Raw genomic sequence first — 21,274 nt, forward strand, 5'->3', positions numbered from 1 at the left:
GCCGCCTACCGAGGTAGGCGGCCCAGGTGAGGATCGAACGAGGATCAGTACCAGCTCTGGTACTTCGAGCCGCCGGCGTAGCACTTGATCGCGCGCAGGCCCTTCCCGCCGGTGTCGTCGAGGCACCTACCCGTGGTCTGGTTCTTGAACTGGATCGTGCCGTCGTTCCACCGGTGCACGTACCAGCTCTGGAACTTCGAGCGGGCGTCCGAGCCCGGCCAGCAGTTGAACGTCCGCAGTCCGAGGTTGCTGTCGTCGAGGCACTTACCGGTCGAGTTGCTCCTCAACTGCCGGGTCTGGTCGCCCCACACGTGGACCTTCCACTGCTGGTAGGACGTGCCGTTGCAGGTGAAGGTGCGGACACCGTGGGCGCTGCTGTCGTCGAGACACTTCTTGGTCCACTGGTTCTTGAACGTCTGGGTGGAATCGGCCGAGGCCGAGCCGCCCAGCGCGGCGAAGCTGGCGACAGCGAGCGCGGTGGTGCCGACCAGCATGGCGAGGCTTCTCACGACGTGCGAGACCTTTGCTCTACTCATGCGACGAGCGTCCCGAATGCCCCTTGCGTGGCTCTGACTCCGTTCTGACGCGGTTCTAGGGCGCGTCTTTCGAATAGCGGTGGTTAAGCGCGCGGCGCTAGGCGCCCGTATGGGTGTGGCGCAGGAGGAACTCATATTGGTTATATGGGTGACGAATTGCGCCGCGGCCAGACGGGATGCATAGCGTCGCGCGTCAGGCGATATTCGAAAGACGTGCTCTAGCGTGGCCTAGATTGGGGCCCGATGGAGATTCGCGTGCTCGGAACGGTGGAGCTGTGGCACGACGGGGAGCAGACCGTCATCGGTGCCGCCAAGCTGCGCGGACTGCTCGCCCTCCTCGTCCTGTCGGCGAACCAGGTCGTCCGCCGCGACCAGCTCGTCGACGAGCTCTGGGACGGCAGTCCGCCGCCCTCGGCGACCGGAACCCTGCAGGCGAACGTCTACCGGCTCCGCAAGCTGCTGGACGACGACCTGCGGCTGGAGACCCGCGAGTCCGGCTATGTCCTGCACGCGCTGGACGGCGTCATCGACGTCCAGCGCTTCCATCAGTCGGTGGAGGACGCGCACGGCTTGATCGAGGCCGGTGACACGGAGTCCGCGGTCGACACTCTTCGCGACGCCCTGCGGCTGTGGCGGGGCGAGGCGTTCGCTGACGTCGAGCTGGCGACCGTACGAACGTCCGCCGACACGCTCGGCGAACGGCGCTGGGACGCGACCGAGCTGTACCTGGCGTCGGTCCTCTCGCTGGGCCGGCACACCGAGGCGCTCGGCGAGCTGGAGGAGTATGTCGCCGCGCACCCGCTGCGCGAACGCGGCTGGGAGCTGTTGATCACCGCGCAGTACCAAGCGGGCCGGCAGGCCGAGGCGCTGGACTCGTACCGCCGCGTCCGCGACCTGCTCGACGAGCAGCTGGGTATCGAGCCGGGGCGCGCGCTCCGCGAGCTCCAGCAGCGCATCCTGAACGCCGACCCCAGCCTCGATCCGCCCGCCGACGACGAGCCGGAACGCGAAGCAGAGCGGATCGTCCCGCGGCAGCTGCCGACTCCCGTCCGGCATCTCGCCGGCAGGGCCGAGCTGCTGACCCGGCTCGACGAGACCCGCGGCCGGGTCGTGCTGCTGACCGGCAGCGCCGGGATCGGGAAGACCACGCTGGCCGTGCACTGGGCCGAACGGGTGCACGACCACTTCCCGGACGGCATCCTCTTCCACGACCTGCGCGGCTTCGGGCCTACCGAGCGGGTCGTCGAGCCGGCCAGCCTGCTGCCGAGTTTGCTCACCGAGCTGGGCGTACCGTCGCGGCAGATTCCACCCGAGGTGGTGGCGCAGTCGGCGCTGCTGCGCAGCGTGCTGGCCGAACGGAGCGCGCTGCTCGTTCTCGACAACGCCCGCGACGCCGACCAGGTGCGACCGTTGCTGCCCGGTGCGGGCTCGAGCTCCGCGCTGGTCACGAGCCGCAGGGACCTGTCCGGGCTGGTGACGACGCACGACGCCCGCGCGGAACGGGTCGAGCTGCTGACGGAGAACGACGCGGCGGAACTGTTGGAGAGTCGCGTCGGCGCGGAGCGCATCGCCGCCGAACCGGCCGCGGTCGCCGACCTGATCGCCGGGTGCGCCGGACTCCCACTCGCGCTCGCGATCGTCGCCTCCCGCGCGGCCGCCAAGCCGAGCTGGCCGTTGAGCGCGGTCGCCGCCGAGCTGACCGACATCCGCCAGGGGCTGGACGCGTTCCGGAGCGAGGACCGGTCCGCCGACCTGACCGCCGTTCTCTCCTGGTCCTATCGCGCGCTGACTCAGGAGGCCGCCCAGCTGTTCCGGCTGCTCGGCCTGCATCCCGGTCCGGACATCTCGCTCGCGGCCGCCGCCAGCCTCGCGGGCTGGGATCTCGTCGAGACGCGGCGCCTGCTCGACGAGCTCACGACTTGCACCCTGCTGGACGAGCACGTTCCCGGTCGGTTCTCGTGCCACGATCTGCTGCGCGTGTACGCCGCGGAGCTCGCCAGGGAGCACGACGCCGACGACGTCCGTCACACCGCCATCGGGCGCATGATCGGCCACTACCTCTCCTCCGGGCACGCTGGCGCGATGCTGCTGTCGTCGCGTCGCGACCCGATCAAGCTGGCTCCCGCGGCACCGGGGGTCGAGCCGGAACCGATGGTCGATCTCGAGCAGACGTTGGACTGGTTCGACACCGAACACCTCGTCCTGCTGGGTGTGGTCGACCTGGCGGCGTCGCACGGCTACGACGCGCAGTGCTGGCAGGTCGCCTGGACCCTCGTCGACTTCCTGGACTGGCGCGGCCACTGGCAGGACTGGGTGGACACCCAGCACGTCGCGCTGGAGGCCGCCCGGAGATCGGACGACCGGCGCGGTGAGGCGACGTCGCACCGCTACCTGGCCAGCGCCGCCACCGAGCTCCGGAACACCGACGACGCGTTCGACCATCTGGGCAAGTCGCTGTCCCTTCTTCGCGAGCTCGACGACACTTCCGGCCAGGGATTCGTCCACATCGGTCTCGCCAATGTGCTGGAGTCGCAGGGTCGGTGGGTCGAGTCGCAAGAGCATGGCGTGCGCGCTCTGGAGCTGTTCCGGAGCGCGGGACATCGCCTGGGCGAGGCGAACGCCCTCAACTCGGCGGGCTGGCTGAGCGCCATGCTGGGCGAGTACGACAAGGCGTTGGACTACGGCGAACAGGCGGCCGCGCTCTTCGAGGAGCTGGGCGCGTCGCACGGTCTGGCCGCGGCCTCGCACACCCTCGGCTACGTGCACCACCGGCGGGGCGACCTCGCACGGGCTGTCGAGACGTACCAACGTTCGCTCGACCTGTACACCGCGATCGGCGGTGACAAGTACTACGAGGCGGCCGGGCTGGACAGCCTGGGCGACGCCCACCACGACGCCGGCGACCATGCTGCCGCCCGCGAGATGTGGCAACGGGCGTTGACGATTCTCGATGAGCTCGGCCATCCGGAAGCGGAGCGAGTACGGGCGAAGGTCGGCGGACCGCCCGGGTAGGGTGGGCGGCCCGCCGAGTCCTGTCGAGGTCAGCACTCAGAACCAGCTCTGGAACCTCGAGTTGTCGTTCGAGCCAGGCCAGCACTTGAACGTACGCAGGCCCTTCGAGCTGTCGTCGAGGCACCTCGCGGTGGCCTTGTTCTGGAACCAGATCGTTCCGTCGTTGAACGTCACCACGCGCCAGCTCTGGAACTTGGTGCTCGCGCTCGAGCCCGGGTGGCACTGCAGGGTGCGCAGACCCTTGGAGCTGTCGTCCAGGCACTCTCCGGTCCCGATGCTCTTCAGCTGTCGAGACTTGTCGCCCCGGACGTGCACGTTCCAGTTCTGGGTGATCTTGCCGTTGCAGCTGACGGTCCGCAGGCCCTTGCCGCTGTCGTCGAGACAGCGGCTCGTGGCCTGGTTCTTGAACGTCTGGACCGAGTCGGCCGACGCCGCCCCGGTCCACGCGGCGAAGCTGGCGACGCCGAGCACACAGACGCCGATCAACGTGGCAAGACTTCTCATGATGTGCGGAATCGGTGTTCTGTTCATGGATCGAGCGTCGCGAACGCCGCTGGTACGGCTCTAGCACCGTTCTAGCGCCGCGTTGGTCGTTCTTCGGCTGACTTTCGGCGCGGGCGCGATGATGGACCACATGTCCGTGGCCGAGCAGGAGTCGCCCGCCACCGACGCCAAGCGGCCGGAGCCGCGGCGGCGGTTGGTGGGTGTCGACGCGACCCGTGGGCTCGCGCTGCTCGGGATGATGGTCGTGCACGTTCTGCCCTCGACGAACGCCGACGGGACGGTTTCCGCCGCGTACCAGCTCACCGGCGGGCGCGCGGCCGCCACGTTCGCGGTCCTCGCCGGCGTCGGCCTCGCGCTCGCGTCCGGCGGGAACCGGCCCGACCCGAACGGGTTCGCCGCCTCCGTCGCCGTCCGGGCGCTCGCGATCGGCGCGATCGGGCTGTCGCTCGGATACGTCGACTCCGGCTTGGCCGTGATCCTGCCCTACTACGCGATGTTCTTCCTGCTCAGCATCCCGTTGCTCCGGCTGCGCGCACGGACACTGGCCCTCGTCGCGGTCGGCCTGGCGCTCGTCGTTCCCGTGGTCAGCCACCTGCTGCGGGCCGGTCTGCCCAGCCCGGATCGCGGGAACCCGACGTTCGACCGGCTCATCGGCGACCCGTTCGGGCTGCTGTCCGAGCTCCTGCTGACCGGCTACTACCCGGCGCTCGCCTGGCTCACGTACCTCGCCGCCGGCCTCGCCGTCGGTCGCCTCGACCTGCGCAACACCAAGGTCGCCGCCGGGCTGCTCGCCGCCGGCGCGGTGCTCGTCGGCCTCGGAGCGTCCGCGTCCTGGCTGTTGATGAACGTGTTCGGCGGCCGCGAGGTTCTCGTCGCGACCACCCGTCTCGGCGAGACCTCGACGGAGATCGAGCGCGCGCTGTCGACGAGCATGTACGGAACGACGCCGCCCACGACGTGGTGGTGGCTCGCGGTCGACGCGCCGCACTCGACCACGCCGTTCGACCTGCTCCAGACCACCGGCTTCGCGATCGCGCTCCTCGGTGCGGTCCTGCTCGTCGCCCGCTTCCTGCGTCCGCTGCTCATCCCGCTGGCCGCTGCCGGAGCGATAACGCTCACGCTCTACAGCGCCCACGTCCTGTTGGTCAGCTCGCCGGTGCTGCCGAACGACGCCCTGACCTCGTACGTCGTCCAGGCGATCGGCGCTCTGACGTTCGCGACGCTGTGGTACCTGACCAAACGCCGCGGCCCGCTGGAAGCGGTCGTCGCCCTGCTCGCGAACGCCGTCCGCCGCGCCGCTCGTCGTTGACGCGGGCGCGACCGAACCCCCAGCATTGCTGGGATCGAGACCATCCGACGGTATCGGGCGTACGCGGGTTTGCTCTGGCAATCGAGCAAGCTCTGGTCGGTGGTCTCCGCCTTCGTCGCGGTCGCGAGCGGCTGCGCGCCGATCGCGGTCATCCTCGCGATCGGTGCGCTCGTCGGCTCGCTCGCCGACGTGGGTGCCCGTACCACCTGGGCGTTGATCGCGTTGATCGGCGCGCTGATCGTCCAAGCCGGGTTGCGATGTGCGGAACAGATCGCCTCTCAAGAGTTGACCGCGCGCTATCTGGCGACTGTGTACGACGTGCTGGCCGCCGCGAGCCTCGGTCCGCGCCACATCGGCCACCTGGAGGACCCGACCACCGCACGCCACCTCGGTGCGGTGTCCGAGGCGCTGCGCGAAGGCAACTTCCTGTACGGCGTCACCTCGACGTCGATGCTGGTCGCGGCACGCCTGTCGTCGGTGGGATCGGCGGTCGTGCTGGCGACGTTCCGTTGGTGGGCGCCGATCGTCTTGCTGGCTGGATGGTTCGTCGTCGGCTGGTCGTTCGACAAGTGGCTCTCGACGGTGTTCGACGAGCTCGTGTCGGTGACCGGATCGGAACGCCGGCGTGCCGAGTACGTCCGCGGCCTGTTGATGGGCGGCCCAGCCGCCAAGGAAGTGCGGATCTTCGGCCTGTCGAGGCACCTCGTCGAGGTGTTCGGCGCGACCTGGCTGAAGGCGATGTCGTCGGTCTGGCGCCATCGACTCCAGTCGTTCTGGCCGCTCGGGATCGCCGCGGTCGCGCTCCTGTCGTCGAACGCCGCCGTCTTCGGTTCCCTGGGGCTCGCCGCGTACGGCGGCGCCATCTCGCTGGGTGCGATCGCCGTCTACGTCCAGGCCGTTCACGGTGTGCAGAACACTGCCGTGCTCGGCGAACCGCAGACCCAGCTCGGCCGCGCCGCGGCGCTCGCCCTGCACCTGCGCCGTCTCGCGGAGGCGACGCGCGAGGAGAATCCACTACCCAGCAAGGCGAAAGTCCCTGCGAGGGTCGAGCTCCGCGAGGTCACGTTCGGCTATCCGCACCGCGCCACACCCGTTCTCCGCGGCCTGTCGCTGTCCATCCCCGCGGGTCAGTCGATCGCGATCGTCGGTGAGAACGGCGCCGGGAAGTCGACGCTGATCAAGCTGCTGTGCGGTCTGTACGGGCCCGACGCGGGCGAGGTCGACGTGGGCGGCGCGCGGGTCGCCGCGATCTTCCAGGACTTCGTGCGCTACCACCTGACGCTGCGCGAGAACGTCGCGTTCGGCAACCCCGACGGCCCGCGGGACGACGCCGCGCTCAGCCGTGCGATCGCGGACGCCGGCGCCACGGCGTTGCTGGACCAGCGCCTGCTCATGGACACCGTTCTGTCCGCCGCGTACGAAGGCGGGACCGACCTGTCGGGCGGGCAGTGGCAGCGCGTCGCCCTCGCCCGCGCGCTCATGGCGCTCGACGGCGGTGCCGGAGTGCTGGTCCTCGACGAGCCCACCGCCTCGCTCGACGTCCGGGCGGAGGCCGAACTGTTCGACCGCTTCCTCAGCGTGACCCGCGGCACGACGACCATCCTCGTGTCGCACCGGTTGTCGTCCGTACGGCACGCCGACCGGATCGTCGTCCTCGCCGACGGAGTGATCGTCGAGGACGGGACGCACGACGACCTGATGGCGCTCGGCGGTCGCTACGCGACGATGTTCTCCTTGCAGGCAAGGAGATTCCTCGATGCGTGAGGTCGTGCAGCAGATCTTCCTGCTCACCGGGACCGCCGTCCGTGCGAGTCCGGGACGAGCCGCGATCTGCCTGCTGGAGATGGTCGGGACGTTGATCACCGTCCTCAGCCCGCTGTGGTTGAAGGTGCTGGTCGACGGAGCCGTCGCGCACGACCGCGGTGCGATTGTCCTCGCCGTGGTCGCGTTGATGGTGTCGGCCGGTGTCGCGTTCGCGCTCACGTTGGCGGGCAACCACGCGCGGATCGGCCTCGCCGAACGCGCCGGATTCGAGTTCGACCGGCAGATCGCCGAGCTGACGTCGCGGATCCCGAGCCTCGAACACCAGGAACGCGCCGACTACCTCGACCAGCTCGAGGTCATCCGCGAACAGCGGTCGGCTTTGGGCAACGCGCTGCGGTTCCTGCTCGTGCTCGTCCGGTCGATGCTCTTCTCCGTCGCGACGCTCGTCGTGGCCGCGACGGTCGAGCCGCGGCTGCTGATCGTCATGGTGGCCGGGCTCCCGGCACTGATCGGGACCCGGTACCGGTACCGCTGGAAGTCCGACGCCGAGCAGGCCTCCGCCGCGCGGTGGCGGCTCACGCGGCACCTCGGTGAGCTCGTCACGAGCGCTTCCGCCGGGATGGAGCTGCGGATCTTCAACCTTCGTGGGGAAATCCGGTCCCGACTACGGCGATCGGTCGACGCCGCGGGAGCACCGTACGTCGCGGCCGACCGCAAGAGCGCGCTGCTGTCGTTCGCCGAGAGCGCGTTCTTCCTGCTCGTCGCCGGGCTTGTGATCGGCTGGCTCGTTCTGGACTCGACGCCCGGCACGGTGGCGCTCGCGATCGCGATGCTGGCCGGGTTGCAGTCGGCGGCGGTGCAGTCGGCGTGGATGGCGGCGCACGCTGCGGACTCGTTGCGTACGGCGGGCCGGCTGCTCTGGTTGCGCTCCTATGCCGCGCGGGTCGCCCGGGAGCAGTATGCGGGGACTCTTCGACCTCCGACGGAGCTGCGCGAGGGCATCGCGCTCGAGGGGGTGTCGTTCCGCTACCACGGTGCCGAGTCGTCGTCGTTGCGCGACGTGTCGCTGGTGCTTCCGGCTGGCGCGGTGGTGGCCCTGGTGGGGGAGAACGGTGCCGGGAAGTCGACGCTGGTGAAGCTGCTGACCGGGCTGTATCGGCCTACTGGCGGGCGGATCCTGGTGGACGGCGTCGACCTCACCGAGTTCGACGTGGAGGCGTGGCGGTCGAGTGGGTCGGCGGCGTTCCAGGACTACGCGAAGTTCGAGTTCTCCGTGCGGGAGTCCGTGGGAGTGGGACTGCTGCGTTCGTTCGACGACGCCTCCGCCGTACGTACCGCGCTGCACCGGGCGGCGGCCGACGAGCTCGAGGGCTCGTTGCCCGCCGGGTTGGCGACCCAGCTCGGCCCGACCTGGGAGGGCGGCGTGGACTTGTCCGGCGGCCAGTGGCAGAAGGTCGCCCTGGCCCGCGCGTTGATGCGTCAGGAGCCGTTGCTGCTGGTGTTCGACGAGCCGACGTCAGCGCTGGACGCACCGACCGAGCACGCGTTGTTCGAGCGCTACGCCGCCGCGGCCCGAGCAGGAGCCACGCGCGGCGCCATCACGCTGCTCGTCACGCACCGTTTCTCGACCGTGCGGGTGGCCGACCTGATCCTCGTCCTGTCGGACGGCGAGGTGGCGGAGTACGGCAGCCACGAAGAGCTCATCGCCGCCCAGGGCCACTACGCCGCCCTCTACCACCTCCAAGCCGCCGGCTACCGCTGACCAGCCACCCCGCTGGCCGTGAGTGCACCGGGTGGCGGTTTGTCGAGGTGGCCATGGTGGTGGTGTGACTGGGTCGGGGGCACCCTGGTCCGAACCTATGGGACCTGGGTGCCCCCGACCCAACCGACGAAGCCAGTGATCATGAACGTGATCATGAAGGCAGACAGGCGCATAGGCCACCTCTGCCTTCACGATCACGTTCATGATCACGGGCGTGAGTGCACCGGGCGGGTTGTCGAGGTGGCCATGATGGTCGTGTGACTGGGTCGGGGCACCCTGGTCCGAACCTCCTCGAGCGAGGGGACCCTCCGCCCTTCGCGAAAGTGTGGGGTTCTGGTCGCGACACGCCGGCGTGTCGCGACCAGAACCCCACACTTTGATGGGACATGGTGGATGGGCCGGGCATGGGACCTGGGTGCCCCCGACCCAACCGACGAAGCCAGTGATCATGAAGGCGAACCGGCCGAATAAGACCGGTTCGGCTTCACGATCATCATCATGATCACGGGCGTCGAGTGCACCGGCGGATTGGATGAAGGGCACCTTCATCCAAACCCAGCGGGCCGGGATCGGCTGTGGCCAGTGATCATGAACGTGATCATGAAGGCAAACCCGGCGTATATGACCAGTTCAGCTTCATGATCACGGGAGCGCGCCGCCGATCAGCATCCTCGGCGGCACGGGGTCAGGCGTCGATGAGCTGCTGCTTCGGGTGCCGCCCGCGGAAGCGCGCGGCCAGGGCGAGACCGGGACGGACCGCGAAGCCCACACCCACACCCAGCAGGGCGATCGCGGCGAAGAGCCACGGCGTTGGGCTGGTCGACGCGACCGGCGTCGTCGTGTCCGCCGCCGGCGGCGCAGCGTCGTCACCGCCACCACCAACAGCCCCACTCCCGCCGGTGACGATGGCGTTGTCCGGTTGGGCCTTCTTGCTCCCTACCCCGTCCCACACACCGAGCTTGGTCAGCAACGCCACCAGCTCCTTCGGCTGCGGAGCCGCGTGCCAAACACCGTCGCCCTCGACGGCCAGGTTGCCGCCAGAGTCGGCGATCGTGGTGTTGAGCCATACCTTCCCGTCCGGCTCGATCTGCACCCGGTCCACCCGCCAGATCCACACGTCGTGCATGAGCCACGTCAGGTTGATCGCCCCCGACCCTGGCCCAATCCCCAACCGGGCGGGCACCTTCGAGTCGGCGACGACCGCCCCCTCCAGGTCGACGGCATCGGCGAGCCGCGTGTAGTCGCCGCCGGCGTTGTAGAGCGCTGCCGCCTTCTGCAGGGTCGGCGACGCCAGCAGGACGCTCGTCGGACCGCCTGCCTGCGCGGGCAGGGCGGCGAACCCGAGGAGGCCCACCAGGACAAACAGAACCACAGCAACACGCCTCATCGGACCGCTCCTCACCTACGCATCCACGGACACCCCTCCTACACCTCGAATCACCTCCCGGTTCCCCTTCCGCCCAATGTCGGCGCCATCCTCTAGGCTTCGATCATGCGTTCGATATTACTGAAGTCGAGATCTTCCGCAGGTCCGGTGCGAGCGGGCCTGTGGATGCGGGTGCGGGCGGGGTTCGAAGCAAGGTGCGCTTACGGGGAGGAGCCCCTGTCATGCCAGCGCTCGAGCGTTCTCGCGAGTATCTGCTGTGGTACGAGTTCCACAACGAGAGGTGGGTCGCGATTCCGATCGCGCGCACCGGCTCGGTCGTGGACCTCGCCAACTATCCGACGGCCGTTCCGGTGGTCTTCGATGAGGCCTAGCGGTTCCGCGCGACGAGCGCGGCCACCACCTCGTCGAGGTCGACCGGTGCGTTCTGGGCGACCCGCGGCGAGCGGGCGAAGATCTCGGCCGCCGCCTGGTGGAAGCCGGGCGGCAGCCCAGCACTGCTGAACGTGGCCGCGATCTCCTCCATCTCGGCGATCCAGCGCCAGCCCTTGTGCCCGGCGGACGTCGCGGCGCCCTCGCGCCGTGCCGCCAGCTGCGGTTGCGAGAGCTCCCACTCGGCGAGCAACGCGTCCTCGACGCCCTCGGCACGGGCCAGCGCCTGGATCGCGAGCAGCATCGCGGCGCTGCCCTTGCCCCAGGCGGCGTAGGCCATCTTGAGCGCCGAGGCCTTGCCGATCTCGTCGGAGACGGTACGAGCGTCGAGCACGGTGTCGGCGAACAATGCCGCCACCGGCTCGGCGGCCGCACCCGACAGGTAGAGCCGCGTGCCCTCGCGGCGCGGCGGTCCGCCGACGATGCCGCCGTCGACGAACGTGCCGCCGCCGTCCTCGATCAGCGCGGCGATCGAGCGCACGGTGTCAGGCGAGACGGCGTTCGCGTCGACGTACGTGCCGCCGTAGCCGGCGACCTCGCGCGCCAACTCGACAGCGCCATGAGGCGGGCAGATCGACAGCACCACCGAGCTGCGCCCGACAACCTCGGAAACGGTGCCGGCGTCCACGAGGCCGGCCTCCTTGGCGCGCGAGACAGTGGCCTCCGAACGTCCGGCAGAGGCGTACACCACCTCATGCCCACGATCGGCGAGCAGCTTCGCCACCGCCGCGCCCATCTCGCCGGGATGCAGGATGCCGATCACGCCAAGGCTCATGGCTTCGACCCTATGCAGTGGCCTCGGCTTCGGGGTCGGCTGGCAGGACCTGGCCATCGATCCAGTCCAACGCCTTGCGCAGGCCGTCCCGCACCGTCTCCGGCGCCACCCGGCTCAGCGCTACCTCCGGCGCGACCCACTCGTACCGATCGTGCTCGGCGTCATGCATGGTCACGACAACGTCCAAAGGCGCTTCGGCCACGAACCGAGCCCACGACTCGCCCTCGTCCAGCCGCGTCATCGGCAGCGAAAGGCCCGCCTCCTCGTGCAGCTCACGAGCAGCGCACACAAGCACGTCCTCGCCCGGAAACCGAGCCCCCGTCGGCGGCGTCCAGGCCCAGTCGCCCTCGTACTCCGGACCGCTGTGGGCGCGGTGCAGCACCAGCAGCTCGAGGCCCGTAGAAGCCCGCCGGAACACCACCACCGCGGCTCCCGTCGGCCAGTCCGACGCGATCGGCAGCCCGTCCCAGGTCGTCTTAGTCATCAGTCACCGTCGCCAGCGCCAGCTCCGCCATCGCGGCCATCCCGCGCTCGCGTTCCTCTCCGGTCGTCGCCTCGCCCGTCACCACATGGTCGCCGACGGTGAGAATCGTCAACGCCCGTGCGCCAAACTTCGCCGCCAACGTGTACAGCACCGCCGTTTCCATCTCGACCGCGAGCACCCCGTACTCCGCCAGCCGCAACAGCTGCGCCGGCACCTCGGAGTAGAACGAGTCGATCGCCGCGATCGGCCCGACATGCACCGGCAACGAACGCGCCACCGCGAGGTCGTACGCCTTGCGCAGCAGGAAGAAGTCCGCCGCCGGCGCGTAGTCGAACGACTCGAACCGCACCCGGTTCATCGCCGAGTCCGTCGAAGCGGTCATCGCCAACACCAGGTCGCGCAGCCCCACCGCAGTCGTCAACGCGCCGCACGACCCGACCCGCACCAGCGTGCGTACGCCGTAGTGCGACAGCAACTCGTTCGCGTAGATCGCCAACGAGGGTTGGCCCATCCCGGATCCCTGCACCGAGATCCGGCGCCCGTTGTAGGTCCCGGTGAACCCGAGCATCCCGCGCACCTTCGAGTAGCACGAGACGTCGGAGAGGTACGTGGTCGCGATCCACTCCGCGCGCAACGGGTCGCCGGGGAACAGCACCGTGTCGGCGATCTGTCCCGGCATCGCGCCGAGGTGGAAGCTCGGTCCAGTCGATGGGGTGGCCATGGTCGCGATCCTGCCAGACGATCCGGACAAGCCCAGACAGCTTGGTGCCAATCCCTGGCGGTCGATACCGCGATGCGGGAACCATCTTCCGTGGGTGGCCGCGGGCGGAAAGGGCGCGGCCGGCCCAGCTCTCAGAAAGGTGGCATCCGCATGCCTATCTACAGACGAGCAATACGCGTTGCATTGGGGACACTCCTCGCGATCGCGGTCACCGTGGTCGCGGCACCGCAGGCCCAGGCGGCACCGAACTTCAAGGCGCCGTTCCCCTGTGGACAGAGCTGGACCTACAGCCATCACAGCCAGGAGGTCCGGCTGGCGCTCGACTTCGTCAAGAACGGCGGCGGAACGAACGGGGCACCCACCCTCGCCACCGCCGCGGGCACCGCGTATCGGCACAACGAGCCCGGCGGTGCCGGCCTGTACATCCGGATCGAGCACGGCGGCGGCTGGAAGACCTACCACTTCCACCTGTCGGCGTACTCCGTCGCGAACGGCCAGGCCGTGTCGCAGGGCCAGCAGATCGGGACGACCGGCAGCACCGGCAACTCCAGCGGCCCGCACCAGCACTACGAGCAGCTGTACAACGGTGGCGGTCAGGTCATCCACATCAACGGCCAGTCGCTCGCGCCGTACCCCGGCTCGTACGGCCAGCGGAGCATCACCAGCGACAACGGTTGCGGCGGTGGTGGCGGCAAGGCGTTCATGACCTGGGGTTCCGGTGTCAACGTACGCCAGGACGCCTACCTGAACTCACCCGTCGTCACCACCCTTCCTGGCCCCACCCAGGTCTGGGTGCTGTGCCAGAAGGAGGGTGACACGGTCAACGTCGAGGGCTACTCCAACAAGTGGTGGGCGAAGCTGCGCGACCAGGGCGGCTTCATGACCAACATCTACATCGCTGACCCGGCGTCGTTCTTACCTGGCGTCCCGGTCTGTTAGACACCGGCAGGGCACGCCCTCCACACGGAAGTAATGTGGAGGGCGTGCCGCGTCTTGAAGGTCTCGCTCTCGCCCGCCACCGCCTCGACCGTTCCACCGAAGCCCGTTCCGACCCCGACTGGGTGGCGGCCCGCTGGGCCGACCCTCGCGCTCGGGTGCTGTCGTTCGCCGACGGCAAGGTCGCGATCGACGAGTCCGGTACGGCGCTCGCGTTCCTCTCGCCGACCGAGGTCGACGACAGCGCCGAACGGTACTTCCTCGGCCTCGACGAGGACGGCGTCCCGTTCTTCGCGATCCGTACGGGCGAGGCTCCCGGCGACCACCTCGCCGGACTCCGCGAGGTCGGCAGCCTGCTGCCCGATCGTGATGCCGGGCTGTTCGTTCACGCCCAGGCGCTCGCGAACTGGCACACCTCGCACGGGTTCTGCGCGCGGTGCGGCGCGGCGACCGAGACCCCGCCCGCCGGCAACCTGCGCAAGTGCCCGGCCTGCGGCACCGAACACTTCCCGCGCACCGACCCCGCGATCATCGTGCTCGTCACCGACGACGAAGACCGTTGCCTGCTTGGGCATCAGCCGACCTGGCCGCCCGGACGCTTCTCGACGCTCGCCGGGTTCGTCGAGCCGGGAGAGTCGCTCGAGGCCGCGGTCGTGCGCGAGGTGCACGAGGAGACCGGCGTCGTCGTGGCGGACCCCGAGTACGCGGGCAGCCAGCCGTGGCCGTTCCCGTCCAGCCTGATGCTCGGCTACTACGCCCGCGCGGTCGAGACCGAGATCGACGTGGACGGCGAGGAGATCACCGAGGCGCGCTGGTACTCCCGCGAGGAGATGGTCGCCGCGATCGACGCCGGCGAACTGCTGCTTCCCGGCCAGGTGTCGATCGCGCGGCGCCTGATCGAGACCTGGTACGGCGGCGAGCTACCCGGGAACTGGTAGCCGCAGCCCCATCACGGTGGAGTCCTCGACGTCCGCGAGTGGCCGCCATCCCTTGCGCTGGTAGAGCACACGGGCGGGTCGGGTCTCGTCCTGCCAGGTCGTGAGCATCGCGCGATCGTGCGGCAGGCCGGCGAGCAGGCAGTCGTGCATCGCCGATCCGATGCCCTTCCCCTGCCAGCGTGGCCGGAGGGCGATCTCCACGAACTCGAAGTGCCCACCCAGCCAGGCATGCACATCGGGCGGGGCGAGTCGCAGCATTCGGTCCGTCCACCACTGCCCGACCTCGCCGGTATAGCCGTACGCGAAGCCCACCAGCAGCCCGTCGTCGTGAGCGGTCGCGATCCGGAATCCCTTGCGTGGCGCGTGTTTCAGCAACTGCTCGTCGCGGAACCGCGCGATGTCGTCCGGATCCCCGTCGTAACCCGGCGCGCTGAACGTCTCCCGATCGACGTCGGCCAGCTCGTCCACCAAGCCATCGACGTCGGTCCGCAGCTCGACCCGCGTCATGGCGTGAGTAGTTTCGTCAACCAGGTCAGCGAGTTCATGAGGCGATCGCCCGAGATGGCATGCGTGCCGTCATGCAGCTCAAACCTGATCGCGTCTACTGACACACCCGCCGTGACCAACGCGTCGCGGAACGCCTCGGCGCCGAGATCGAGGTGGAAATCGTCGCGCCGTCCGGCGTCGATCCAGATGCCGCGCATCGACCGCATCGCCTCCGCATGGCGCGAGACCATCCGCACCGGATCCCACGCCAACCAGCGCTCCCAGTGTTCCGGCCGGAGCGATCCGGTCCGCGGATCGAAGGGGAGTGCGGGCTTCGCGTCGCCATCCGGTGAGTAGCAGGCGGCCAACCCGAGATACACGAGGATCAACCCGTCGCCAGGCTTGGAGAAGGCGAGGTTGTCCTCCGCTCGCGTGCGAAAGTCCTCCCACCATCGCCAGACATCACTGTCATAGTCGCGCAGCGCGCGCACGGCATCCGGAATCGACGGCAGGTAGCACATCTCGAATCCGGCGTCCCCAGCGTGCTTGACGAAAGCACCGAACAAGTCCGGACGCAGCATCGACGTCACCGCCGACCCATAGCCACCGGAGCTGTGGCCCATGAGGCCGCGATGCTCGCGATCAGCCAACGTCCGATAGCGCGAGTCGACGAAGGGCACGACTTCCTCGCAGAAGTGTGCATGATGCTGGCCGGTTCCCGGCGAGTCGATGTACTGACTGCCGCCGTAGAGGTTCCAGCCATCCACGAATGCCACGATCGCCGGTGGCGCGTCGCCGCGCGCGAACATCGCGTCCGCCGAACTGTAGAAGGTGCGGCTGTAGGCCGACTCGTTGTGCCAGCTACCCAAGGTGCCGGTGTAGCCCTGCAGCACATAGACCGTCGGGTAGCGCTGCTCGGGCGAGTCCTCGTATCCCGGTGGCACGTAGACGATCAGATCCCGGTCCGGCGAGTCGCCGAGTGGGTTGCCTCGCAGGAGCTCGCTCGACACGACGTGCTCGTCCAGGCGACCGGCCAGCGCGGTGGACCACGGGTACATCGACTTGCTCCTTAACCGAGGGCGTGCTCGAGGGCGCGGGCTAGCGTACGGATCGCGGTGCGGTCGACGTCGTACCGGCGGACCGGGCCGTCGCGGGTGACCACGAGCAGCCCCGCGCGTTCCAACTGGCCCAGCTGCCGCGACACCGTCGACAGGTGGATGCCGAGCTCGTCGGCGAGCAGCTGCGCCGTCGGCTGCTCGCGGCGAGCGAGAACGAGCAGCATCGACAACCGGGTCTGGTCGCCCATCACCACGATCTGCCGGCCGAGACTCGCCAGCCCGCCGACATCCCCAGCTGTCTCCCGGACAGGCGGCCGTCGCGACATCGTCGGCTCGAAGCCGACCCACACTGTCGCCGCGTCCTCGTCCAGCGTCTCGAACACGGTCAGGTGGTTGCCGAGGTGCGGGCACGGCATGACGACGACGCGCGCCGCTTCGTTCAGCCACGGCAGCCACCGGTCGTCGATCCGCAGCCCGCTGACCCGCGTCACCCACTGCCGCGGCTCGAGTCCAGCAGGCGCCGGCTCCAGCCGCGCGAGGCTCTCCGCGAGCCGGTACTCCGCCTCGATCCAGGTCTCCTCGAAACCAGCGGCGACGATCGCGTCCAGCAGCTCGAGCAACGTCGCGCCGAACCAGCCCGGATCCGCAGCGGACTCCGCCCGAGCCGAGGCCTTCGGAACGCCCCACTCCTTCAGCAGCCACCGCAACCTGAGCTCGCGGCGACGAGCCGCCGGAGCGCGTTCCGCGGCGGCCAACGTACGAACGTCCTCGTCGCTCAACGGGAAGCCCAGCCGCTCGCCGTACGTGACGTTGTGCTGGATCCCGAAGTCGATCAGCTCGGCCACGTCCATCCCGACCAGCCAGGACCGCAACCCCTCCCAGTCCCGATGTGCGGCGTGGCCGGCCGGCAGTCGAGGGAGCAGGTACGCGCGGAGTCCATCCCCGTGACCGAGCACGGCACGCACGGCGAGCGCCTTCTCCAGCAGACCAGGGTCGACCTCCTGAGCAGCGGTCTGCGGCCATGCGGTCGGCACGGTGTTGCCACGCGCGGCGTAGTCGACGAGCAGCATCGCGGTGGGCAGCGCCAGCGCGAGCGACGCCGGCTCGGCGTCCAGGGTCGGCGCCGGCCGCCCGAGCGTGAGCGGAGACGCGGCTTGCGCATGTGCCACAAGCGCAATCTAGGATGTGACGAGAGTCTCCGCAACTGGCCATGGGTAAGGGATTACCGGGGGATGAGTCTGCGGTTATGTCAGGTACACAGGACTCAGGGTCAGGGAAAGGACTCCGATGACGGGCACGTTCACGATGTACTCCACGCCCTGGTGTGGTTACTGCCACCGGCTGAAGCGGCAGCTGGATCGTGCGGGCATCCCGTTCACGGAGGTCGACATCGAACAGGACCCCAAGGCTGCCGAGCTGGTGGAGAACGTGAACGGTGGCAACCAGACCGTTCCGACCGTGGTGTTCGCCGACGGCACGGCGCTGACCAACCCGTCGCTGGCCGAGATCCAGCAGCAGCTCGCCGCGGCCTAAGAAGCTCGCCGCGGCCTAGGCCGTGTCTCTTAACTATCGCCTGGCGCGCGACACACCGCATCCCGCCTGGCCGCGGTCCAGTTCGTCACCCAGAGGACAAACTATGAATTCCTCCTGCACCACGCCCAGCCGGGCGCGGTGCGCCGCGCGCCATCGCGCTACGCGCGATGACCAGCGCTACTTAAGAGACACGGCCTAGGACAAGACAGATCGCGCGGTCGGCGGGAACTCGCCGATCAGCGAGAGGTCACGTTCGGCCGCGGGCTCCGTGGTGAGCCGAGCGCTGGCGACGCGGTCCCAACGGAACCAGCGCACGCCCGCGCGTTCCTGACACCACGCGATCAGGTACCAGGAGCCGTACGTGTTCGCGATGATCATCGGCTCCACGCGTCGACGGGTGCGCTCGCCGGACGCGGAGACGTAGTCGAGCGCGACGACGACATGCTGGGCGATGGCCTCCTCGATGGCCCGCGCGGCCGCCCCGTTCGCCGGTCCGGACTCGTCGTTCACCCACACCCTGGTCGCGATCTCCTCGGCGCGCCGGCGGGCAGCCGGCGACAGCACGTCGAGCACCTTCGCCAGCGCCGCGGCCCCGTCGGTCGCGAACGGCGCCCCTCGGACCGAAGCCAGCGCAGCGGCCACGGCGATCGCCTGCCGCGCCGTGAAGTTCACCGGCGGCAGCGAGGCCTCCGCGTCGAGCACGTACCCGCCGCCCGGTCCCGGCTCGGCCCACACCGGAACGCCCGACTCCTGGAGTGCGAGCACGTCGCGTTTGATCGTCCGCTGGCTGACCTCGAACGTCGCGGCCAGCGCCGCCGACGTACGCCGTCCCGAGCGGCGCAGCTCCTCCACCAGCGCGTACAGCCGGTCCGTCCGATTCACAGACAAGACGGTGACATGACGGTGTCACCGAGGGCAATCCATGATGCTCGTCATGGCCTACGACCTGCACCTCGTCTTCGACTGCGCCGACGTTGACCTCGTCTCGCGCTTCTGGCTCGTCGCCTTGGAGGGCTACACGTACCCAGGCTGCCCGCCCGACGATCCCGCCCGACCGCCGACCGGCTTCGCGACCTGGGAGGAATGGGCGGACGCGCAGGGCATCCCGGAGGACCAGCGCTACCTCGCGCGCACGATCGTCGACTCCACCGGCAAGCGCCCGGACATCTTCTTCAACGCCGTTCCGGAACCGAAGACCGTGAAGAACCGGGTCCACCTCGACATCGCCGTGTCTCGCACGGTCCCGGCGGAGGAGAGCGAGGCCCGGAAGGAGGCCGAGGCGGAACGGCTGATCGCCGCCGGCGCCACGTTGGTCAGTCGCACCCATCTGCTAGTGCTGCGGGACCCCGAGGGAAACGAGTTCTGCATCACCTGACGGCAATGTCCACAGGTGTGTGCACGCCGCGGCGTGTTGTCGGTGGCCCCTTGTCATGATGGGTGGCGTGACCGACGCGACCGGACTTCCGCATCCCGACGCCATCCTCGACGCGCTCGACCCCGAGCAGCGCGAGGCGGCGTTGGCGCTGCGCGGTCCGGTCTGCATCCTCGCGGGCGCGGGTACGGGCAAGACGCGCGCGATCACGCACCGGATCGCGTACGCGGTGCTCTCCGGCATGTGGAAGCCGCAGCAGGTGCTGGCGGTGACGTTCACGACGCGCGCCGCCGGCGAGATGCGGACGAGGCTGCGCGAGCTCGGCGTCGTGGGCGTGCAGGCGCGGACGTTCCACTCCGCCGCGCTCCGGCAGGCGCGGTACTTCTGGCCGCAGGTCTACAAGAGCGAGCTGCCGCCGATCGTCGACACCAAGCTCAGGCTGGTCTCCGAGGCCGCCAACCGGTGCCGCGTCGACGCCGACGTCGCCGGCCGGCGCGACCTCGCGAGCGAGATCGAGTGGGCGAAGGTCAGCAACGTCCGGCCCGACGACTACCCCGCGGTCGCGGCGAAGATGGGCCGGCAGGTCGGGGGGTACGACTTCGCGACGGTCTCGCGCGTGTTCGCCGCGTACGAGGAGGTCCGCCGCGACCGCGGCGTGATCGACCTCGAGGACGTGCTGCTCTGCGCGACCGCGCTGCTCGCCGACGACCGCAAGGTCGCCGAGGCGATCCGTTCGCAGTACAAGCACTTCGTCGTCGACGAGTACCAGGACGTGAGCCCGGTGCAGCAGACGCTGCTCTCGCTGTGGCTGGGCGACCGCGAGGACGTCTGCGTCGTCGGCGACGCGAGCCAGACGATCTACTCGTTCGCGGGTGCCTCGCCCGACTACCTGCTCGGGTTCAAGCGGCGCTACCCGTCCGCCTCCGTCGTCCGGCTGGTCCGCGACTACCGGTCGACGCCGCAGGTCGTCCGGGTGGCGAACGGGCTGCTCGACGCTGCCCGCGGGAAGGCGGCCGACAAGGCAGTCACCCTCCTCGCACAGCGCCCGGACGGGCCGGAGCCGACGTTCACCGAGCACGCGGACGAGGTCGTCGAGTCCGAGAGCATCGCGCTCGCGATCGCGAAGCTCGCGGCCGAAGGCGTGCCCTACCGCGAGATGGCGGCGCTGTTCCGCATCAACGCGCAGTCGGAGGCGTTGGAGCAGGCGCTGGCCGAGCGGTCGATCCCGTACTTCGTCCGCGGCGCCGAGCGCTTCTTCGACCGCCCGGAGGTGCGCCAGGCCATCGTCCTGCTGCGCGGGGCGGCGCGGGCCGCGCAGGAGGACGAGACCTCGGGGTTGGTCGTGGACGTACGGACCGTGCTCGGCTCGGCCGGCTGGACGGCCGACCCGCCGACGGGCACCGGCGCGGTCCGCGAGCGCTGGGAGTCGCTCGCCGCGCTGGCCACGCTCGCGGATTCGATCGCGCAGGAGCAGCCGGCGGCCGGACTGGCCGAGTTCGTGGCGATCCTGGAGGAGCGGGCGGCCGCGCAGCACGCGCCGACCGCGGACGGTGTGACGTTGTCGACGTTGCACGCGGCGAAGGGCCTGGAGTGGGACGCGGTGTTCCTGGCCGGCATGCATGAGGGAACGATGCCGATCATCTACGCCGAGACGCCGGAGCAGATCGAGGAGGAGCGCCGGCTGCTGTACGTCGGCGTGACCCGCGCCCGGGAGCACCTCGCCGTGTCGTGGGCGACGGCACGTTCGCCGGGCCAGCGGGCGCGGCGCTCGGCGTCGCGGTTCCTGGACGGCGTCCGACCGACTGGCTCCGCCGCGGCGGACCGGCCGGCGGGCGTGCGGGGTTCGGGGCGGAGCAAGTCCAAGGGCGTCGCGAAGTGCCGGGTCTGCGGCAAGGCGCTGGTCGAGGCGTCGGACCGCAAGCTCGGGCGCTGCTTCGACTGCCCGTCGAGTCTGGACGAGGCGCTGTTCGAGCAGCTCCGCGAGTGGCGCAAGGAGCTTGCGGCCGAGCAGAAGGTGCCGGCGTACGTGATCTTCACCGACGCGACGCTGACCGCGATCGCCGAGGCGAAGCCGTCGGACCGTGCGGAGCTGTCCAGGATCTCCGGCGTCGGCGCGGCCAAGCTGGAGAAGTACGGCGACGCCGTTCTGGAGCTCTGCGACGGTTCCTGAGACCACGATTTCCCGCGGCTCACGCCTGGCTCCGGAAAACGTTTCAAGGAGTTGGGTTTAATTGCTTGCGAGGCCCTCCGGAATCCGTCTACCCTCAT

Annotated in this window: 20 protein-coding genes; 10 read left to right on the plus strand and 10 right to left on the minus strand. The window is 69.6% G+C overall.

All coding sequences use genetic code 11. From position 1 onward, the window contains the following. Positions 1-44 precede the first annotated feature (44 nt). Entirely contained in the window at positions 45-536 is a 492-nt protein-coding gene (locus JOD67_RS13620; RefSeq protein ID WP_205117810.1) for an RICIN domain-containing protein, read from the minus strand. A gap of 243 nt (positions 537-779) precedes the next feature. Between JOD67_RS13620 and JOD67_RS13625 the strand changes: the two genes are divergently transcribed. Next, on the plus strand, positions 780-3,548 hold the full coding sequence (locus JOD67_RS13625) for an AfsR/SARP family transcriptional regulator (protein ID WP_205117811.1): 2,769 nt from the start codon (positions 780-782) through the stop codon (positions 3,546-3,548). 36 nt (positions 3,549-3,584) lie between these two features. Here the strand turns inward: JOD67_RS13625 and JOD67_RS13630 are convergent, their stop codons facing one another. Next, on the minus strand, positions 3,585-4,079 hold the full coding sequence (locus JOD67_RS13630; protein ID WP_205117812.1) for an RICIN domain-containing protein: 495 nt from the start codon (positions 4,077-4,079) through the stop codon (positions 3,585-3,587). Positions 4,080-4,182: 103 nt separating this feature from the next. Here JOD67_RS13630 and JOD67_RS13635 point away from each other — a divergent pair, with 103 nt between their 5' ends. From JOD67_RS13635 to JOD67_RS13645, 3 genes are all read left to right on the plus strand, one after another. After that, positions 4,183-5,361 (plus strand): heparan-alpha-glucosaminide N-acetyltransferase domain-containing protein, encoded by a 1,179-nt coding sequence (locus JOD67_RS13635; RefSeq protein WP_205117813.1) that lies wholly within the window; start codon positions 4,183-4,185, stop codon positions 5,359-5,361. Positions 5,362-5,460: 99 nt separating this feature from the next. Next, positions 5,461-7,125, plus strand: coding sequence for an ABC transporter ATP-binding protein (locus JOD67_RS13640; protein ID WP_307782384.1), 1,665 nt, complete (start codon positions 5,461-5,463; stop codon positions 7,123-7,125). Then, positions 7,118-8,887, plus strand: coding sequence for an ABC transporter ATP-binding protein (locus tag JOD67_RS13645; protein WP_205117814.1), 1,770 nt, complete (start codon positions 7,118-7,120; stop codon positions 8,885-8,887). The genes JOD67_RS13640 and JOD67_RS13645 overlap by 8 nt, the downstream gene beginning before the upstream one ends. A 685-nt stretch (positions 8,888-9,572) precedes the next feature. Here JOD67_RS13645 and JOD67_RS13650 read toward each other — a convergent pair. Next, positions 9,573-10,259, minus strand: a complete 687-nt coding sequence (locus tag JOD67_RS13650) for a hypothetical protein (RefSeq protein WP_205117815.1) — start codon at positions 10,257-10,259, stop codon at positions 9,573-9,575. 236 nt (positions 10,260-10,495) lie between these two features. Between JOD67_RS13650 and JOD67_RS13655 the strand changes: the two genes are divergently transcribed. Further along, a complete protein-coding gene (locus JOD67_RS13655) occupies positions 10,496-10,645 on the plus strand; it encodes a hypothetical protein (RefSeq protein WP_205117816.1) in 150 nt (49 codons plus the stop codon). On the opposite strand, the gene JOD67_RS13660 is transcribed toward JOD67_RS13655, so the two are convergent. From JOD67_RS13660 to deoD, 3 genes are read right to left on the minus strand one after another with little or no spacing between them, the layout of a single operon-like run. After that, positions 10,642-11,478, minus strand: coding sequence for an NAD(P)-dependent oxidoreductase (locus tag JOD67_RS13660; protein WP_205117817.1), 837 nt, complete (start codon positions 11,476-11,478; stop codon positions 10,642-10,644). The genes JOD67_RS13655 and JOD67_RS13660 overlap by 4 nt on opposite strands. A 10-nt stretch (positions 11,479-11,488) precedes the next feature. Beyond that, a complete protein-coding gene (locus JOD67_RS13665; protein ID WP_205117818.1) occupies positions 11,489-11,962 on the minus strand; it encodes an NUDIX domain-containing protein in 474 nt (157 codons plus the stop codon). Continuing rightward, positions 11,955-12,683: a purine-nucleoside phosphorylase gene (deoD, locus tag JOD67_RS13670; RefSeq protein WP_205117819.1), complete on the minus strand. Its 729-nt coding sequence runs from the start codon at positions 12,681-12,683 to the stop codon at positions 11,955-11,957. Before deoD ends, JOD67_RS13665 begins: the two co-directional genes overlap by 8 nt. A 150-nt stretch (positions 12,684-12,833) precedes the next feature. On the opposite strand from deoD, the gene JOD67_RS13675 reads away from it, so the two are divergent. Together JOD67_RS13675 and nudC are read left to right on the plus strand one after the other, a co-directional pair. Continuing rightward, positions 12,834-13,622, plus strand: a complete 789-nt coding sequence (locus tag JOD67_RS13675) for a peptidoglycan DD-metalloendopeptidase family protein (RefSeq protein WP_239553837.1) — start codon at positions 12,834-12,836, stop codon at positions 13,620-13,622. 44 nt (positions 13,623-13,666) lie between these two features. After that, positions 13,667-14,557 (plus strand): NAD(+) diphosphatase, encoded by an 891-nt coding sequence (gene nudC, locus JOD67_RS13680; RefSeq protein ID WP_307782385.1) that lies wholly within the window; start codon positions 13,667-13,669, stop codon positions 14,555-14,557. Here the strand turns inward: nudC and JOD67_RS13685 are convergent. The 3 genes from JOD67_RS13685 to JOD67_RS41895 are packed head-to-tail and all read right to left on the minus strand — an operon-like array spanning position 14,540 to position 17,270. After that, complete coding sequence (locus tag JOD67_RS13685; protein WP_205117822.1) at positions 14,540-15,064, minus strand: GNAT family N-acetyltransferase; 525 nt, start codon at positions 15,062-15,064, stop codon at positions 14,540-14,542. The two genes, nudC and JOD67_RS13685, sit on opposite strands and share 18 nt — an antisense overlap. Further along, on the minus strand, positions 15,061-16,101 hold the full coding sequence (locus JOD67_RS13690; protein ID WP_205117823.1) for an alpha/beta hydrolase: 1,041 nt from the start codon (positions 16,099-16,101) through the stop codon (positions 15,061-15,063). The genes JOD67_RS13685 and JOD67_RS13690 overlap by 4 nt, the downstream gene beginning before the upstream one ends. 11 nt (positions 16,102-16,112) lie before the next feature. Beyond that, the gene (locus JOD67_RS41895) at positions 16,113-17,270 is read right to left on the minus strand and encodes an ArsR/SmtB family transcription factor (protein ID WP_205117824.1); all 1,158 of its coding nucleotides are present in this window, start codon (positions 17,268-17,270) and stop codon (positions 16,113-16,115) included. A gap of 118 nt (positions 17,271-17,388) precedes the next feature. Between JOD67_RS41895 and JOD67_RS13700 the strand changes: the two genes are divergently transcribed. Beyond that, the gene (locus tag JOD67_RS13700; protein ID WP_205117825.1) at positions 17,389-17,634 is read left to right on the plus strand and encodes a mycoredoxin; all 246 of its coding nucleotides are present in this window, start codon (positions 17,389-17,391) and stop codon (positions 17,632-17,634) included. A 195-nt stretch (positions 17,635-17,829) separates the two neighbouring features. Here the strand turns inward: JOD67_RS13700 and JOD67_RS13705 are convergent, their stop codons facing one another. Next, positions 17,830-18,516 (minus strand): helix-turn-helix transcriptional regulator, encoded by a 687-nt coding sequence (locus tag JOD67_RS13705; RefSeq protein ID WP_205117826.1) that lies wholly within the window; start codon positions 18,514-18,516, stop codon positions 17,830-17,832. Positions 18,517-18,568: 52 nt separating this feature from the next. Here JOD67_RS13705 and JOD67_RS13710 point away from each other — a divergent pair, with 52 nt between their 5' ends. Beyond that, positions 18,569-19,009: a VOC family protein gene (locus JOD67_RS13710; RefSeq protein WP_205117827.1), complete on the plus strand. Its 441-nt coding sequence runs from the start codon at positions 18,569-18,571 to the stop codon at positions 19,007-19,009. 58 nt (positions 19,010-19,067) lie between these two features. Then, entirely contained in the window at positions 19,068-21,176 is a 2,109-nt protein-coding gene (locus JOD67_RS13715; protein WP_205117828.1) for an ATP-dependent DNA helicase UvrD2, read from the plus strand. Positions 21,177-21,274 lie beyond the last annotated feature (98 nt).

This window comes from Tenggerimyces flavus (assembly GCF_016907715.1).
In the GTDB taxonomy this organism is placed as follows: domain Bacteria; phylum Actinomycetota; class Actinomycetes; order Propionibacteriales; family Actinopolymorphaceae; genus Tenggerimyces; species Tenggerimyces flavus.

Bases quoted from the DNA above. Each gene is read 5' to 3' on its own strand.
- JOD67_RS13660 (WP_205117817.1), bottom strand. From the start codon at position 11,478: ATGAGCCTTGGCGTGATCGGCATCCTGCATCCCGGCGAGATGGGCGCG.
- JOD67_RS13700 (WP_205117825.1), top strand. From the start codon at position 17,389: ATGACGGGCACGTTCACGATGTACTCCACGCCCTGGTGTGGTTACTGC.
- JOD67_RS13655 (WP_205117816.1), top strand. From the start codon at position 10,496: ATGCCAGCGCTCGAGCGTTCTCGCGAGTATCTGCTGTGGTACGAGTTC.
- JOD67_RS13675 (WP_239553837.1), top strand. From the start codon at position 12,834: ATGCCTATCTACAGACGAGCAATACGCGTTGCATTGGGGACACTCCTC.
- JOD67_RS13630 (WP_205117812.1), bottom strand. From the start codon at position 4,079: ATGAACAGAACACCGATTCCGCACATCATGAGAAGTCTTGCCACGTTG.
- JOD67_RS13645 (WP_205117814.1), top strand. From the start codon at position 7,118: ATGCGTGAGGTCGTGCAGCAGATCTTCCTGCTCACCGGGACCGCCGTC.
- JOD67_RS13710 (WP_205117827.1), top strand. From the start codon at position 18,569: ATGGCCTACGACCTGCACCTCGTCTTCGACTGCGCCGACGTTGACCTC.
- JOD67_RS13665 (WP_205117818.1), bottom strand. From the start codon at position 11,962: ATGACTAAGACGACCTGGGACGGGCTGCCGATCGCGTCGGACTGGCCG.
- JOD67_RS13620 (WP_205117810.1), bottom strand. From the start codon at position 536: ATGAGTAGAGCAAAGGTCTCGCACGTCGTGAGAAGCCTCGCCATGCTG.
- JOD67_RS13625 (WP_205117811.1), top strand. From the start codon at position 780: ATGGAGATTCGCGTGCTCGGAACGGTGGAGCTGTGGCACGACGGGGAG.
- JOD67_RS13685 (WP_205117822.1), bottom strand. From the start codon at position 15,064: ATGACGCGGGTCGAGCTGCGGACCGACGTCGATGGCTTGGTGGACGAG.
- deoD (WP_205117819.1), bottom strand. From the start codon at position 12,683: ATGGCCACCCCATCGACTGGACCGAGCTTCCACCTCGGCGCGATGCCG.
- JOD67_RS13690 (WP_205117823.1), bottom strand. From the start codon at position 16,101: ATGTACCCGTGGTCCACCGCGCTGGCCGGTCGCCTGGACGAGCACGTC.
- JOD67_RS13635 (WP_205117813.1), top strand. From the start codon at position 4,183: ATGTCCGTGGCCGAGCAGGAGTCGCCCGCCACCGACGCCAAGCGGCCG.
- JOD67_RS13715 (WP_205117828.1), top strand. From the start codon at position 19,068: ATGGGTGGCGTGACCGACGCGACCGGACTTCCGCATCCCGACGCCATC.